Origin of the sequence: Bradyrhizobium sp. 141 (genome assembly GCF_023074055.1) — a bacterium.
GTDB lineage: Bacteria > Pseudomonadota > Alphaproteobacteria > Rhizobiales > Xanthobacteraceae > Bradyrhizobium.
Genome location: NZ_JADPKR010000108.1, coordinates 214,434 through 229,163, shown reverse-complemented (window position 1 = coordinate 229,163; position 14,730 = coordinate 214,434). Strand labels below are relative to the sequence as shown.

Sequence of the window (14,730 nt, the reverse complement as noted above, 5' to 3'; positions counted from 1 at the left end):
CGCCGCCGTCTCAAATCGATTCCAGCGCGCGCACGTCCCGGGTCGCGGCCGCCATGAGCGGTCTGGCCGCACGATCCTCACGGCCAATCACCACACCTGACGCAAAGGCGCTGGCGCGGCCGTTCCGGCGCGGCGCGTGCAACGCCGCGTCGACCGCCATCTCCCGATGGGCAATGAAGTCGTTGAGCGAGCCGAGCGCGTCCTGAATCTTCTTCAAGTGCTTCGACAGACGCGCGAGCCGCTTTCGTTCGCCCCTGCCGTCGAACAGACTTTCGAAGAATTCCGTCGCATATCTGATCTTCTTGACCCTGATCCGGAACTTGTGCCGCTGGCGCGGAGTCATCCTGTCGAGACGACGACCCTCCTTGCGCGTCTTCTTGATGCGGCGATCAAGCAGCACGGATGCGAACTTTGCGACCGGAATCTTCGCCCCCTTGGTCGCGGTCGCGCGGTCGGATTCGATCCATTTCAGCACATCGATGAGCAACGCGCGAAAACGTTGGGAATTGACCGCCTTCCCGGCACGGTCAAACGCCAGGTCGCGCCTTTTGGAAAACTCCCGCTGGATCGCCTTGCCGCCGCGACCGAGCTGCGCGTCCCGGCTTGCCGGCTCGATATTGTTCTTCATGAACACGTCGATTTCGCGCGCGGGCGCGAGCTCGCCCGTGAGCCATTTCAGTTCCGCCTTGATGCCTTCGACACCCGTGTCGGTCAGCATTTTTGAGAACAGCGAGATCGCCGCGCGCAGCCTGCGCAACCCCACGCGCATCTGGTGGATCCCTTCCGCATCGCCATGGCGAACAGAATCGGCGTTGCCCGAAAAGTGGCGCGCCGCCGCAAGCGCGACGGTCCGGAACGCCTCACCCGCGCTCATGTCGTCGTCCAACGCGATTGTGTCGGCGAACAGCACCGGATGCTCCTGACCGCGCGCGAGAGCGTAGCCCCGATCGGATTTCGAGCGCAGATCAAGTTCGGCCTGCGACTTTCGTCCGATCTCTTTCGCAACACGGAACAGATCCACGAGCCGGCCACTCTTCAATTCGAGCTCGACTTCATGGATCGCGCTGGCGCGGTCCCCGGCGACGACGCTGCCGTGATCGACGGCAAGCTCGATCTGGCTTCTCCTCGTGCGGATCGGCAGCGTGAGGCGCTGCACCGACGTCTCGAACACCGGCCTCAGCTTGCGCCGCAGCTTCTTCGAAGCGATCGGCCCGAGCGGCGTGCCGCGCACCTTGCCGAGATCAGGCGCATCGCCCCTGATCTCCGTCTCCCATTCGCCGCGGCCGAACCGCGCTCCATCCGCCGACTTGACGGTCTGGACGTGCTTGTCGCCATCGCGGCGCACGCGAAGCGTAAAGCCGTGCCGCTTCAGCTTGCGCTTGCCAGTGTCGAAATAGGTCGACAGCAGGTCGCTCCGGGAGCTCTCACCCGTCGTGGCGCCCGCAAGGTGCCCGCGCGAAATCGCGCCGAGATGACGCGCCGGCACCCGGAACTTCAGTTCCGTCTCAATAGCCATCATACGCTCCTCCACTTCACCTGACCGACTCGGCGGGAACAACGCCCGAGACGCATTCAAGGTGCCACGGCGAGCATGGATCGACGGGATTTCCGGTCTTCAATCGACTGCGCAGACAGACGAAACGATCCGAAACAGAAGACCAAAGCGTTTCCGCTTCACTTCGTCGCGGCCGCATCACGCAACTAAATGCCGCCGCCGGCGGCGATCGAACCTTCGCATAGGAGCGAACCTGTTCCGGCATCGCCACGACCAAACTTCCGATTGACATCTTCAACGGAGATTTTCGAATGCGTGTTCTCACAATGATTGCCGTCGCCAGCGCCGTGATTGCGAGCTCGACCGGCGCCTTCGCCAGTGAGCTTCCCTCTTACGAAGTGAAGTCGTTGCCGATCTCGGCGATGCAGGTGCAGGTGCTCGGCGGTGCGGACGTCGAGGAGCAGTCGGCCGCGCCAGCGATGATCGTCGACGGCATGCCCGCCTCGCCCGCACAGGTCTCGGTGCTGTCGCCGCGCGTCAAGCGGCTCGCGAGCGCGGCGAGCGAGCAGCGCTGATCGCCAGCACGCAAGGCGCACCGCGTCATCTTGTCATTGACGCATTCGCGCGCCGGCATCAACCGGCGCGCGCTCGTTTTATAGGAATACTAATTCCAAATCTGATGATTGAGGGACCATTGCGTCCTTCTCCACTTCAAGCCCGAGAATGCACTTGTTAGTCGTGCCCGTCAGGAATGATGGGGTCGCGAATGACAACATGGGTGAAGACGGCAACGAGATTGATTGGCGGCGCGCTGCCGCTGTTGGCGGGCCTGATCGAAGCGGCGCCAGCCGAGGCGCAATCAGCGTCGCAGGAATTGCCCGCCGTCGTCGTCGAACGGCCGTCGTCGCGACCGAAGGCACGGGCACGTTTGCTTGGCTCCCGGCAAGCAGCGCAAGCCGTGAGCCGCCGTCGTCAGGCCGAGCGCCCGCTAACGAACGCCGATGCACCGGTTGCCGGCGCGGGTACGGGTGCGGAAACCGCGACAGGCCCTGTGCAGGGCTATGTGGCAAGCCGCAGCGGCACCGGCACCAAGACCGACACGCCGCTCCGCGAGACGCCGCAGTCGATCAGCGTGGTGACCGCGGACCGGGTCATCGACCAGGGCGCGACCACCGTGCAGGAAGCGTTGCGCTATGTACCAGGCGTATTCGCCGACGCCTACGGCGCGGACTCGCGCGGCGACTATCCGCGCATCCGTGGGCAGGATCCGAACATCTATCTCGACGGCACGCGGATGGTGAACACCTGGAATTTCAATGAATGGCGGCCGGAGCCCTATACGCTGGAGCGCATCGAGGTTCTGCGCGGCCCCTCTTCCGTGCTTTACGGCGATACCTCGACGGCAGGCTTGCTGAACCTGATTTCAAAGCGGCCACGGGCGGAATCCGCCAGCGAGATCGGCGTGCAATATGGCAGCTTCAACCGCAAGCAGGTGCAGCTCGATTCCACGGGCAAGCTGACAAAGGACGGCGAGTGGCTCTATCGCTTCATCGGCGTGTTCCGCGACAGCAACATGCAGACGGATTACGTCAAGGACGATCGCATCGTGCTCGCACCGTCGCTGACCTGGCGTCCGACCAACGATACCAGCTGGACCGTGCTCGGCACCTACCAAAAGGACACGTCCGGCTCCTCCACCGCGTTTCTGCCGCATGAGGGTACGCTGTTTGCCGGCCCCAACGGCTTCATTCCGATCAACCGCTTCGCCAGCGAGCCGGGCTGGGACCGCTATCGGACCGAGACGGCCGCCGTCTCAAGCCTGTTCGAGCATCGCTTCAACGACGCCCTGACCGTCAGGCAGAACATGCGCTATGTGCACGTCGAGGGCATCTATCACAGCCTCTATCCGGACGTGTACTCCAACCCGGACAACCCGTTTCTGGATCCCGGACGGCGCACGGTGGCGCGCTTCATTTCGGCGCGCGACAGCGTCAAGGACAACTTCACCTCGGATACCAATGCCGAGCTGAAATTCGCAACCGGCGCCGTCCAGCACAAGACGCTGTTCGGGATCGACTACCGCGGCTACAGGGAGCGCGCCTCGTCCGGCGGAGGCTATGATGCGACGCCGTTCGATCTCTACGCGCCCGTTTACACCGGCGTCACGTCGCCGGACATGTCGGCCGAGCCCGACCTCCGCCAGAGTCAGCTCGGCCTCTACGCCCAGGACCAGTTGCGGCTCGGCCCCTGGCTCGCGGTGCTCGGCCTGCGCCACGACTACGTCACCAGCGACACCCAGGGTTCGCCGGTCGAGCATTACCAGGCGACCACCGGCCGCGCGGCACTGATGTACGAGTTGCCGTTCGGCGTCACGCCCTACGTCACCTATGCGCAGTCGTTCAACCCGGTGTTCGGCAGCGGTGTCTGCGCGACGGGTGTCTGCACGCCACAACGCGGCGAGATGGTGGAACTCGGCTTCAAGTACAATCCGGCACCCGGCAACGCCATCAACGGCGCGATCTTCGACACCACCGAGCGGAACAGGCTCGCCAGCGCTCCCGATAATCCGCTGCTCTCGATCCAGACCGGGAAGGTCCGCATCCGCGGCGCCGAGCTCGAGGTGCTGGCGCGCATCACGCCGGAGCTCGATCTGATCGGCGCCTACACCTACCTCGATGCCCGCGTCGAGAGCGGCGACAACGCCGGCAAGCATGTCGAGACCGTGCCGGACCATCAGGCCTCGCTCTGGGCAAAATACCGCCTCGCCCTGTTCGGCCTGCCGGGCGTCACGCTCGGCGGCGGGGTGCGCTACATCGGGGCCTCCTGGGACGGCACGGACACGCTCCGCACGCCAGACTACACCCTGTTCGATGCGATGATCCGTTACGACAACGGCCCCTGGCGGCTCCAGGTCAACGCCAGCAATCTCTTCGACAAACGCCATCTCACCACTTGCGTGGCGCGCGGCGATTGCTTCCTCGGCGTCGGCCGCACGGTGCTCGGCAGTGTGACGTACAAATTCTAGAGACGATCTCTACGTCATGCTGCCCGGCATGAAGCAGCGCACGCGCGGGTGACCGTCGATATAGTGCTTCCACACCATGGTGCGACCGATCTTGTTCGGCACGGTGATCACGGCACCGTCGGGCACCACGACCCACTCGTCGTCGATGCGGACGCGGAAGCGGCCGCGATCGGACTCCCAATCGACGTCGGCAATGATGTAGCCGTCGGCGTCGGTGCAGCACTGTCCGAATTCGCTGTGCAGGCTTTCGAACCAGGGTTTTAACGGCGAGTTGGCGTAACGCCCGTCGTCGCGCGCCAGCGCCGATGTCGCCAAGAGTGCTGTCAGGAAGAGTGCTGTCAGGCCCAGCAATGGCGCCGCACACAATCTTGCAAATAGCAATCTTGGAAGTCGCATGCCGTCTCCGCGGGTCGAAATGATCGCGGCGTGGGACAACGCGCACCGCCCGCCTTCCGCCGCTCGGCGAAAGGCCCGGAGGGCAGCGACTCATTCCCCCAGCAGCTCTGCGGATAGCTATGCAAATCCGGCGCCAGCATGCATTCCGGGCAACTACTGGAGCGGGCCCGCGGCGCATTCGTCTTTCGGCGGATATCGCCGTCGCCGACTTTCAGCCTTCCCCGCCTGCGCGAGGAATGACCATGATGCGTCGAGCTACTGCCGATCAGGAGGCACAGCGCGCGACGGACGCCTTTATTGTTTGGGCGCCGGCGCCATCATCCCGCCGCCCCTCTTCGTCGCGGGTGCTGGCGGCTTGGTGGCCGCAGCCTGCGCGGGCAGATATTTTGCGACGATGGCGGGATCGACCTGGGCGATGTTGGCGTCAGGCAGGCGCGTCCAGGCCTCGTCCTTGCCGAGCAGCGAAAATCCGAGATAGCCGCGCAGCGTCAGGGTCTGGCCATCAGGACTGACCTTCATGTTGGCCTTCCAGATCTGGCCGTCGCGCGGATTGAGCACGTTGCCGCCTTCGTACTTCATGCCTTCGCGCTTCATGTTGCGGACGAAGGAGATGCCGAGCACCGGCGCGTTCTTGCGGTCGTCGGTGCACTTGCTGCAGATCTCGTTCGGATCGTCGCCGGGCCGCGGGAAGGTCTTTGCGATCACGCCTTCGAAGATGCCGTTACGGTCGATGAAGAGGAACCATCCGACCGTCTTGCCGTCTTCGACCTTCTGCCAGAGGCCCGCCGCCGTGGGCTCGGCGGTCTGCGCCGCAGACGGCGTCACCGTTGCGAGCGACAAGGCCAGCGCGAGAAAGGGGAGCAGCCGAAAGCTGGAAGAATTCCGCATTAGATCACCTTGCTATTCCACGACCGGAATGGCCGCAGACTACGGCGATTTCGCGAACGATTCCAGCACCAGAAACATGGGGCATCCCCTTCCCGCCCGGCCGCCGTCAGTTGACACCGAGCTTCTTTTGCAGGCTGGAGGACGAGGTCGTGTACTGGAACACGAGACGCTTCTCCGGATAGACGTAGCGGTGGGCTTTTTGCGACATCAGCGCACCCTCGTGGAAGCCGCACAGGATCAGCTTGATCTTGCCGGGATAGGTGTTGATGTCGCCGATCGCGAAGATGCCCGGCACGTTGGTCTCGAACGCTGAGGTCTCGACCGGCACCAGATTGTTCTCCAGCGCAATGCCCCAGTTCGCGACCGGACCGAGCTTCATGGTCAGTCCGAAGAACGGCAGCATGGTGTCGCAGGAAATGTCGGTCACATTGTTGTCGTTGCCCTTGATGGTGGCGCCGGCGAGCTTGCCGTCGGTGCCGGAGAGAGCGGTGACCTGGCCGAGCCGGAGATCCATCTTGCCAGCGGCAACCAGCGCGCGCATCTGCTCGACGCTGTGGGGTGCGGCGCGAAACTCGTCGCGCCGATGCAACAGCGTGATGCGCTTGGCGATCGGATGCAGATTGAGCGTCCAGTCGAGCGCGGAATCGCCGCCGCCGACGACCAGCACGTTCTTGTCGCGGAACGTTTCCATCTTGCGCACGGCGTAATGGACTGAAGTGCCTTCATAGGCCTCGATGCCCGGCACCGGCGGACGCTTGGGCTGGAACGAGCCGCCGCCGGCCGCGATCACCAACACCTTGCATTCGAACACCTTGCCCGCATCCGTGGTGCAGCGAAACAGGGGATCGCCGATCTTTTCCACGGTCTCGATCATCTCGCCGAGATGGAAGGTCGGATGGAACGGCTTGATCTGCTCCATCAGCGCGTCGGTGAGGCCCTGCCCCGAAACGTGCGGAATGCCGGGAATGTCGTAAATCGGCTTTTCCGGATAGAGCTCGGCGCACTGGCCGCCGACCTTGTCGAGGATGTCGACGAAATGCGCCTTCATGTCGAGAAGGCCAAGCTCGAAAGCGGCGAACAGACCGCAGGGGCCGGCGCCAATAATCAGCACATCGGTTTTGATCGCGTCGCTCATGTCGTCTCTTTGTCTGTCGTTGTCTGTTGGACGGCGCCCTTTGGGCAGAGGTGACCCTGCCTGTCTAGCCAACGGGGATGGATCAGGGAAGGCATAAAAGCGGGAGCGCCCCGCAGCCGCACCACTTGCCGGAGCAGGATAACTGAGCTGTAACCAGCAAGGATATGACGGAGATCAATCGGTGAACGCACCAAGTCGCCTCGATACGACGCCGCGCCTGGAGGACTACCCCTACCGCCTCAGCGACAACGTCCGCTTCGGTGACCTCGATCCCAACCAGCACGTCAACAACGCGGTCTACGCCACCTATTTCGAGACCGGCCGTGTCACGCTGATGAAGAGCCCGGAGTACGGGCTGACGCCGCCAGGGCTCGCCTGGATCATGGTGCGGCTCGACATCCATTTCCGGGCCGAGCTGCACTGGCCGGGCACGATCGAGCTCGGCCTTGGCGTGGTGAAGTTAGGGCGAACCTCAGTGACCTTCGAGCAGGTCGTGTTCTCGCAAGGAAAGTGCATCGCCTCGGCGATGTCGGTCGGCGTCATGCTCGACGAGGCGACGCGGCGGCCTGCGCCGCTCAGCGCGGAGATCGTGGAGAAGCTCAGACCCTGGCACAAGCGCGGCATCGAGGTCGCGCCGCCGAACGTATAGTTCAATCAGAAGGGCAGGCTCGTCAGGATCAGGCTTGGCGTTCCGGCGTCGTCACCACGAGACCGTCGAGGTCGTCGGAGACCTTGATCTGGCAGGACAGACGCGAATTCGGGCGCACGTCGAAACCGAAATCGAGCATGTCCTCCTCCATCGGCGTCGGGCTGCCGACCTTCTCGCGCCAGACTTCGTCGACATACACATGGCAGGTCGCGCAGGCGCAGGCGCCGCCGCATTCGGCCTCGACGCCGGGAATGCTGTTGCGGATCGCGGCTTCCATCACGGTTGCGCCGTTCTCGATTTCCACCGTGCGGGTTTCGCCCTTGTGGTCGACAAAGTGAATCTTGGCCATGTGTGCTCGTGCTGCCGCGGTGCTGGAATGAAGGAGGGTCCGGGCTGTCCTATAACGGGTCGATCAGCCCGGCGCCATAGGGTTTTGACGCGAAGTGAATCCCGCTTTGCGGCAAGAAAATGCGTCAAAACAAGCGACTAGAGCCGGCTCGGCCGGCTGGCCTCAAGGCTTCAGGATCGCCTCGATGGCGGCGCGGGCCTCGGTCACGGCCTCCTTCAGCGCGGCGAAGGCGTGGCGCTGATTGTGGCCGGTCTGGATCGCGGTCTCCAGGCTGGCTGCGGCATCTGCCACTGCAAAAGCGCCGATCCCGCGGGCCGAGCCCTTGAGCTTGTGGGCGAGTGCACCGGCCTCGGCCGGCACCGTCGCCATCGCCGCCATCAGACGGACCGCCTGCTCGGCGAACATGGCCAGCACTTCCTGTTCCAGCTCCGCATCGCCGAGCGTCATCCGGGAGAGATGGTCGAGGTCGAGTGGGTTGTCGATAGGTGCAAGCGGGGGCGAGGGCATCCAGTCCATCCGTTGCAGTTCAGGCGTCATGGCGCAGGCCCCGGGATCGCGCGACGGGTTCCGCCGGTCCGGCGGCGAATTTCACCTCACCCAAGCATGGAAATGGTTAACGAAATGCTTGGGCTGTTTGACGCAGATCTGCCCGTTTATTGACGAAAAGTTGCCGCAATCGGCCGCGTCCGGTGGAGAATTGCATTTATTGCTAAGGCGTTAGGGCGCGATCCTGTTAACGATGATTAAGAATGTCTTAATCGCGGGCATTTCATTCGCGACGCTCTGCCAATAGGATGTTGCGGAAATTGGCGGACAAGCCGTCCGGGTGGGGACGGCTCGGAGATCCGCACAAGCGGCATGATCCGGTCTGTGGGCTTCCGTAGCGCGCGGGGCTCGCGGGGGGACGCGTACAAGTAACGAGGGCTCGGACTGAACATGGCGAACACTCCGAAAAAGGTCAAAGACCCCACAGAAGTTGCGCTTTCTGCGATCCAGGAAGCCCTCAACATCAGCGACACCGCTGCGGACACCAGCCGCAACGCCTCGATGCGCAATGAGACGGCGTCCTCGGTGGCGCCGCCGCCGCCCCCGATCTTCGACGACGAGCCGAGCTTCGAGCCGCGCCCCGCCGCCAATGAGCGGGCAAACGTGTTCGACCCGATCGAGGAGCCGCGCACCTCGCGCCGCGCCGCCAATGACGACCGCGAGACCATCGGCCAGCTGCTCCAGGCGCTCCAGAAGGGCCGCCCCGCCCGCAGCGTCTATACCTTCGCCACCATCTTCGCCGGCGTCTGGCTCGCCGCCTGCGCCGCGCTGACGTTCGGCTTCCTGCCCTCGATCCAGGCCGCCATGGGCCAGAGCGGCGGCGTGCTCGTCATTGCCGGCCTGATCGCGATGTTCTTCGCGCCGATCATGCTGTTCTACTTCCTCGCCAGCCTGGTCTGGCGCGGCCAGGAAATGCGCATGATCGCGCAGGCGATGGCGCAGGTCGCGATCCGCTTCTCCGAGCCCGAGGGCTCGGCCTCCGATTCCATGGTCACCGTCGGCCAGGCCATCCGCCGCGAGGTCGCGGCGATGGGCGACGGCATCGAGCGCGCGATCGCGCGCGCCGGCGAGCTCGAGACGCTGGTCGCCAACGAGGTCGCCGCGCTCGAACGCGCCTATTCCGACAACGAAGTGCGCATCCGCGCCCTGCTCCAGGACATCGCGCATCAGCGCGACAATCTGGTCGGCCAGGCCGAGCAGGTCCGCAGCGCCATCTCCGGCGTGCAGATCGATTTGCGCCACGACATCGCGCTGATCTCGGACGCGATCGCCTCGCGCGTCGACGAGGTCGCCAAGTCCATCACCGGTGCGCTGGAAGAGCGCGGCGCCCACATCACCGGCGCGCTGAGCAATGCCGGCGACAACATGATCCTGGCGCTCGGCGAACGCGGCGGCGACCTGCTCGACCGCCTCGAGGAGGCCAGCAACGAGACCACGCGCGCCGTGCTCGACGCCAGCGAGCGGCTGACCACCAGCCTCAACTTCAAGACCGGCCACGTCCACGACGAGTTCGTCGACCTCGCCGACCGCGTCCATGAGATGCTGAACGAGCGCATCGATCGCATCACCGGCGAATTCGAGCAGCGCTCCGCCGCGATCGTCGACGGCATCTCCGAGCGCACCGAGCAGGTGCACGACAGCCTGAAGAATTCCTCGGACTCGCTGCTGCTTGAGCTCGAGCTGCGCTCCAACGACCTCTCCTCCAAGATCGACGACGCCGGCAACCGCCTCGCCGGCCAGATCATGACGAGCGGCGACAAGGCGAGCGAGGCGCTCGACGCCACCGTCAACACCCTCGTGGCCAAGGTCGTCAGCCAGACCGAGACCGCGCACGACTCACTGTCGCTGCAGATGAGCGCTTTCGACGAGCTGGTGCGGAACCAGGGCACCGAGCTGGTCGAGAAGTTCGCCCGCGACTCCGGCACGCTGGGAGCCCTGATCACGCGCCACATCTCCGAGTTCGATCGCACCGTGAAGACCTTCGGCGGCGAGATCGTCGAGCGCATGGGCCAGCGCACGCAGGACATCCATGAGTCGCTGAAGACCTATGTCGACAATTTCGACACCCGCTTCACCGCGAATGGCGGCGAGATCACGGCCGTGCTCGACCAGCGCCTGGTGCAGTTCGAGACCACGATCGGCGAACGCGTCAGCAATCTCGACACCTCGCTGAACGGCAAGATCTCCAGCCTCGACTCGACGATCGAAGGCCACATCAAGACCTTCGACGAACAGCTCGTCGGCCGCGTCGCCGCGCTCGAGCAGTCGTTCGACACCCGTGCGAAGTCCGTCACCGAGACCGTCGACGAGCGCCTCAACACGCTCGCCTCGTCGCTGACCGACGGTGCCGCGCAGGCGATCCAGTCAGTCGACTCCCGCCTCACCCACCTCACGACGTCGCTGACCGGCGGCGCATCGCAGGCCATCGAAACCATCGATGCGCGCCTCAACCACCTCACGACCTCGCTGACCGATGGCGCATCTCAGACCATCCAGTCGATCGACACGAGGCTGACCCATCTCACCACGACGCTCACGGGCGGCGCGTCGCAGGCGCTCGAGTCCATCGACTCCCGCCTCACCTATCTCACCACCGCGGTGACGAACGGCGCATCGCAGGCCGTGCAGTCGATCGACACGCGCCTGACCCTCCTGACCTCGACCCTCACGGACGGCACCGCGCAAGCGATCGAGGCGGTCGACCGCCGCATCACCGGCGTCACCGAAATCATCGACGGCCGCAGCACGCACCTGACCGACACGGTCACGGCGCGCTTCCAGGAGATCCATCAGGTCATCGAGACCAAGGTCGGCTCGGTCGCCAGCGACATCGACGTGCGCGTGGCGCAGTTCGAGGACCTGCTCGGCTCGCGCGTCGAGGCCGTGGCCGGCCGCATCGAAAGCAGCGGCCGCCAGGCCAGCGAGGACATGATGTCCCGCGCCGAGATGATCTCGACCGCGATCCGCTCGCATGTCGAGGACGCCGAGCGCTCGCTCACCAACCTCGTCGTCAACACCAGCGAGACGATCCAGACCGGTGCGCGCACCGCTCAGCAGTCGCTGATGACGGTCTCCTCCGATGTCAACGCCCAGCTCAAGATGACCTCCGCCGAGGTCGAGCGTGCGCTGACCGCGGTCGGCACCGGTTCGGCGAACTCGATCCTGAGCAGCGCCCGCGAGGCCCAGTCGACGCTGGTCGCCGCCTCGGGCGAAGCCTCCAACCAGATCAAGGGGCTCGCGGCCGACGTCGAACGCACGCTGTCGGCGGCAGGCTCGGCCACCGCAGCCTCGATCCTGGCCGGCGCCCGCGAGGTCCAGACCACCCTCGTCACCGCGTCCTCGGATGCGGCCAACCACGTCAAGACGCTCACAGCCGACGTGCAGCGCTCGCTGTCGCTGGCCGGCTCCACCACGGCGGAATCGATCACCGCCGGCGCCCGCGATGCGCAGAGCACGCTGATCGCGGCCTCGACCGAGACGGCCAACCAGATCAAGGCGCTGTCCTCCGACGTGCAGCGTTCGCTCACGATGGCTGGCACCTCGACCGCCGAGATCCTCACCAGCGGCGCCCGTGAGGCCCAGAACACGCTGGTTGCCGGGTCCTCGGATGCGGCGACCCAGGTCAAGTCGCTCACGGCCGATGTGCAGCGCTCGCTCACGATGGCCGGCACCTCGACCGCCGAGACCATCACCGCCGGCGCTCGCGAAGCGCAGAACATGCTGGTGACGGCGTCCTCCGAGGCGGCGAGCCAGGTCAAGTCGCTCGCGGCCGAAGTGCATCGTTCGCTCTCGCAGGTCGGCCAGTCGACCGCCGAGACCATCACCACCAGCGCCCGCGACGCCCAGAGCACCCTGCTCACGGTCTCGGCCGAACAGACCAGCCAGGTCCGTTCGCTCGCGGCCGAGATGCAGCGCGCGCTGGCAACCGCCGGCGGCGCCACCATCGAGGCGCTCACCAGCGGCGTGCGCGAGGCCCAGGGCTCGCTCATCTCCGCCTCGACCGACGCGGCGAGCCAGATCAAGTCGCTGACCACGGACATCGAGCGTACGCTGACCGCGGTCGGCGCCGACACCGCCTCGACCATCCTCAACAGCGCACGCGAGGCCCAGACCTCGCTGACCTCGACCTCGGCGGACGCCGCGAGCCAGATCCGCACGATCTCGACCGAGATCGAGCGCACCCTGAGCGCGGCCACCGCGAACGCGACCAACGACATCCAGACCAGCGCGCTCAACGCCCAGAACGCGCTGATCACGGCCTCCAACGAGGCGAGCTCGCGGGTCAAGTCGAGCTCGTCCGACGTCGAGCGTTCGGTGCTCGCCGCCAGCTCCAGCTTCGGCCAGGCCATGACCGGCAAGACCGACGAGATCGTCACCTATGTGCAGCAGCAGGCCGACCGTCTGTCGAACATGATCGACGCCAAGCGCGGTACGCTGGTCGATGCGATCGGCTCGAAGACCAGCCAGCTCACGCTCGACATCGACCGCGTCACCTCGGACGCGCTGAAGTCGATCGAAACGCGCGGCCAGGCCTTCTCGCAGACCATGATGGGCAACGGCTCGGAAGTCGCCCGCACCATCAACGCGGCGAGCGAGATCGCCACCAGCGCGGTCGGCAAGTCGCTCAAGGACCTCGAGCAGGCCTCGCGTTCCGCGATCGACCAATCGCGCCAGGTCTCGATCGCAGCCGTCACCGAGATGCAGGAGACCAGCAAGATCCTGCGCACCGACACCGTGGCGCTGTTCGAACGTCTGCGCGAAGGCAACATCCTGCTCCAGGAGGTGCTGACCGGTGCGCACGACAACCTCAACTCGCTCGAGCGGGCGCTGGTGACGCGCGTCGCCGACTTCGTCTCGGCGATGAACGACGTCACCTCGCGCAACGGCGCGGCGACGCAGAACCTGGAAGAGCAGCTCAACGTCTTCAACAGCAAGACCACGAAGGCGCTCCAGGATCTCGGCGAGCTGTCGACCCAGTTCGACGCGCACGGCAAGGCACTGGTCGACGCCGCGCAGGTCGTCGAGCAGAGCAACAAGAACACCACCGCCTCGCTCGCCGAGCGCAAGCAGGCGCTGGAATCGCTCGTCACCACGATCGACCTGCGTACGGCCGATCTCGACCAGCGGCTGTCGCGCTTCACCGGCCTGCTCGATGAATCGCTGGCGGCGGCCGAAGAGCGCGCCCGCGACATCGCGCGCGTCGTCGCCGAGACCGCCGGCGCCGGCTCCGCCGCGATCACCCGCCAGTTCGAGGCGGTGCGCGTCGCGTCCGAGGAGGAGCACCGCCAGACCATCGAGGCGATGCACGACATCTACCGCCAGACCACCGACGAGGCGGATACGATGTTCAAGCAGTCGACGGAGAAGTTCACCAACCTCGTCTCCAGCATGAAGCAGATGGCCTTCGAGATGCACAACGAGCTCGAAGCCACCCGCAACGAGCTGCGCCGCGGCGTGCTCGAGATGCCGCAGGAGGCCGCCGAGAGCACTGCGCAGATGCGCAAGGTGATCGTCGACCAGATCGAGGCCCTCGCCGAGCTCAACCGCATCGTGGCCCAGCATGGCCGCGGCCTCGACGTCACCACGACGAGCCGCGCCAGCGTGCAGCGCCAGGAGGAGCCGGTGCTGGCCGCCGTCGGCGTCCGCGCCACCGAGACCCGGATGCGGGACACCGGCAGCGCCTCGACGCTGCCGCCGCCGGACTTGGGCGTGCCGGCCGCGCGCCGCACCGAAGCGCCGCCGGTCGCGCCCGCAGGCAACGATCAGGGACGTGACGGCTGGCTGTCGGATCTGCTCAACCGGACCGATGCCAATCAGGGCGCCCCGACTGGTCAGGCTTCCCGTGGCCGCGCCGCACCCGCTCCGCAGCCGCAGGCCCCACAGGCCAGCAGCAATCCGCTGGAGTCGCTGTCGCTCGACATCGGCCGGCTGATGGACCGCAACCTCGCCGCCGAGATGTGGGACCGCTACCAGCGCGGCGAGAACAAGGCCTTCACCAAGCGCCTCTACACGCCTGCCGGCCAGAAGGCCTTCGACGAGGTCGCTCGCAAGTACCGCGCCGACCGCAACTTCAAGGGCACGGTCGACCGCTACGTCGCCGAGTTCGAGCGCCTGCTCGACGAAGTCGCCCGCGACGGCCGCGGCCCGCAGGAGCTGCGCAGTCACCTGACCTCGGAGACGGGCCTGGTCTACACGCTGCTGGCGCATGCGGCGGGGCGACTGGGGTAAGCGGCTCGCGAATAACGAA

General features: G+C 65.6%; 10 protein-coding genes. 4 read left to right on the top strand and 6 right to left on the bottom strand.

Annotated features, from left to right (window positions below; translation table 11 throughout):
• Positions 1-10: 10 nt before the first annotated feature.
• Complete coding sequence (locus IVA81_RS34710) at positions 11-1,516, bottom strand: CYTH and CHAD domain-containing protein (RefSeq protein ID WP_247326634.1); 1,506 nt, start codon at positions 1,514-1,516, stop codon at positions 11-13.
• A gap of 290 nt (positions 1,517-1,806) precedes the next feature.
• Here IVA81_RS34710 and IVA81_RS34705 point away from each other — a divergent pair, with 290 nt between their 5' ends.
• Both IVA81_RS34705 and IVA81_RS34700 read left to right on the top strand, forming a co-directional pair.
• Positions 1,807-2,070, top strand: coding sequence for a hypothetical protein (locus IVA81_RS34705; protein WP_247326632.1), 264 nt, complete (start codon positions 1,807-1,809; stop codon positions 2,068-2,070).
• 191 nt (positions 2,071-2,261) lie between these two features.
• The gene (locus tag IVA81_RS34700; protein ID WP_247326630.1) at positions 2,262-4,520 is read left to right on the top strand and encodes a TonB-dependent siderophore receptor; all 2,259 of its coding nucleotides are present in this window, start codon (positions 2,262-2,264) and stop codon (positions 4,518-4,520) included.
• Between the two features lie 9 nt (positions 4,521-4,529).
• Here the strand turns inward: IVA81_RS34700 and IVA81_RS34695 are convergent, their stop codons facing one another.
• The 3 genes from IVA81_RS34695 to IVA81_RS34685 all read right to left on the bottom strand — a co-directional run bounded on the left by IVA81_RS34695 (position 4,530) and on the right by IVA81_RS34685 (position 6,939).
• Positions 4,530-4,901 carry a hypothetical protein gene (locus IVA81_RS34695; RefSeq protein ID WP_247327118.1) on the bottom strand — a complete coding sequence of 124 codons (372 nt, stop codon included), beginning with the start codon at positions 4,899-4,901 and terminating at the stop codon, positions 4,530-4,532.
• A gap of 309 nt (positions 4,902-5,210) precedes the next feature.
• Positions 5,211-5,804 carry a DUF2147 domain-containing protein gene (locus tag IVA81_RS34690; protein ID WP_247326628.1) on the bottom strand — a complete coding sequence of 198 codons (594 nt, stop codon included), beginning with the start codon at positions 5,802-5,804 and terminating at the stop codon, positions 5,211-5,213.
• A gap of 106 nt (positions 5,805-5,910) precedes the next feature.
• Positions 5,911-6,939: an NAD(P)/FAD-dependent oxidoreductase gene (locus tag IVA81_RS34685; RefSeq protein WP_247326626.1), complete on the bottom strand. Its 1,029-nt coding sequence runs from the start codon at positions 6,937-6,939 to the stop codon at positions 5,911-5,913.
• A 181-nt stretch (positions 6,940-7,120) separates the two neighbouring features.
• Between IVA81_RS34685 and IVA81_RS34680 the strand changes: the two genes are divergently transcribed.
• Entirely contained in the window at positions 7,121-7,588 is a 468-nt protein-coding gene (locus tag IVA81_RS34680) for a thioesterase family protein (protein WP_247326624.1), read from the top strand.
• Positions 7,589-7,616: 28 nt separating this feature from the next.
• Here the strand turns inward: IVA81_RS34680 and IVA81_RS34675 are convergent, their stop codons facing one another.
• Complete coding sequence (locus IVA81_RS34675) at positions 7,617-7,937, bottom strand: 2Fe-2S iron-sulfur cluster-binding protein (protein WP_247326622.1); 321 nt, start codon at positions 7,935-7,937, stop codon at positions 7,617-7,619.
• A gap of 162 nt (positions 7,938-8,099) precedes the next feature.
• Positions 8,100-8,474 (bottom strand): Hpt domain-containing protein, encoded by a 375-nt coding sequence (locus IVA81_RS34670; protein WP_247326620.1) that lies wholly within the window; start codon positions 8,472-8,474, stop codon positions 8,100-8,102.
• Positions 8,475-8,873: 399 nt separating this feature from the next.
• Between IVA81_RS34670 and IVA81_RS34665 the strand changes: the two genes are divergently transcribed.
• Positions 8,874-14,711 (top strand): apolipoprotein A1/A4/E family protein, encoded by a 5,838-nt coding sequence (locus IVA81_RS34665; RefSeq protein WP_247326619.1) that lies wholly within the window; start codon positions 8,874-8,876, stop codon positions 14,709-14,711.
• Positions 14,712-14,730 lie beyond the last annotated feature (19 nt).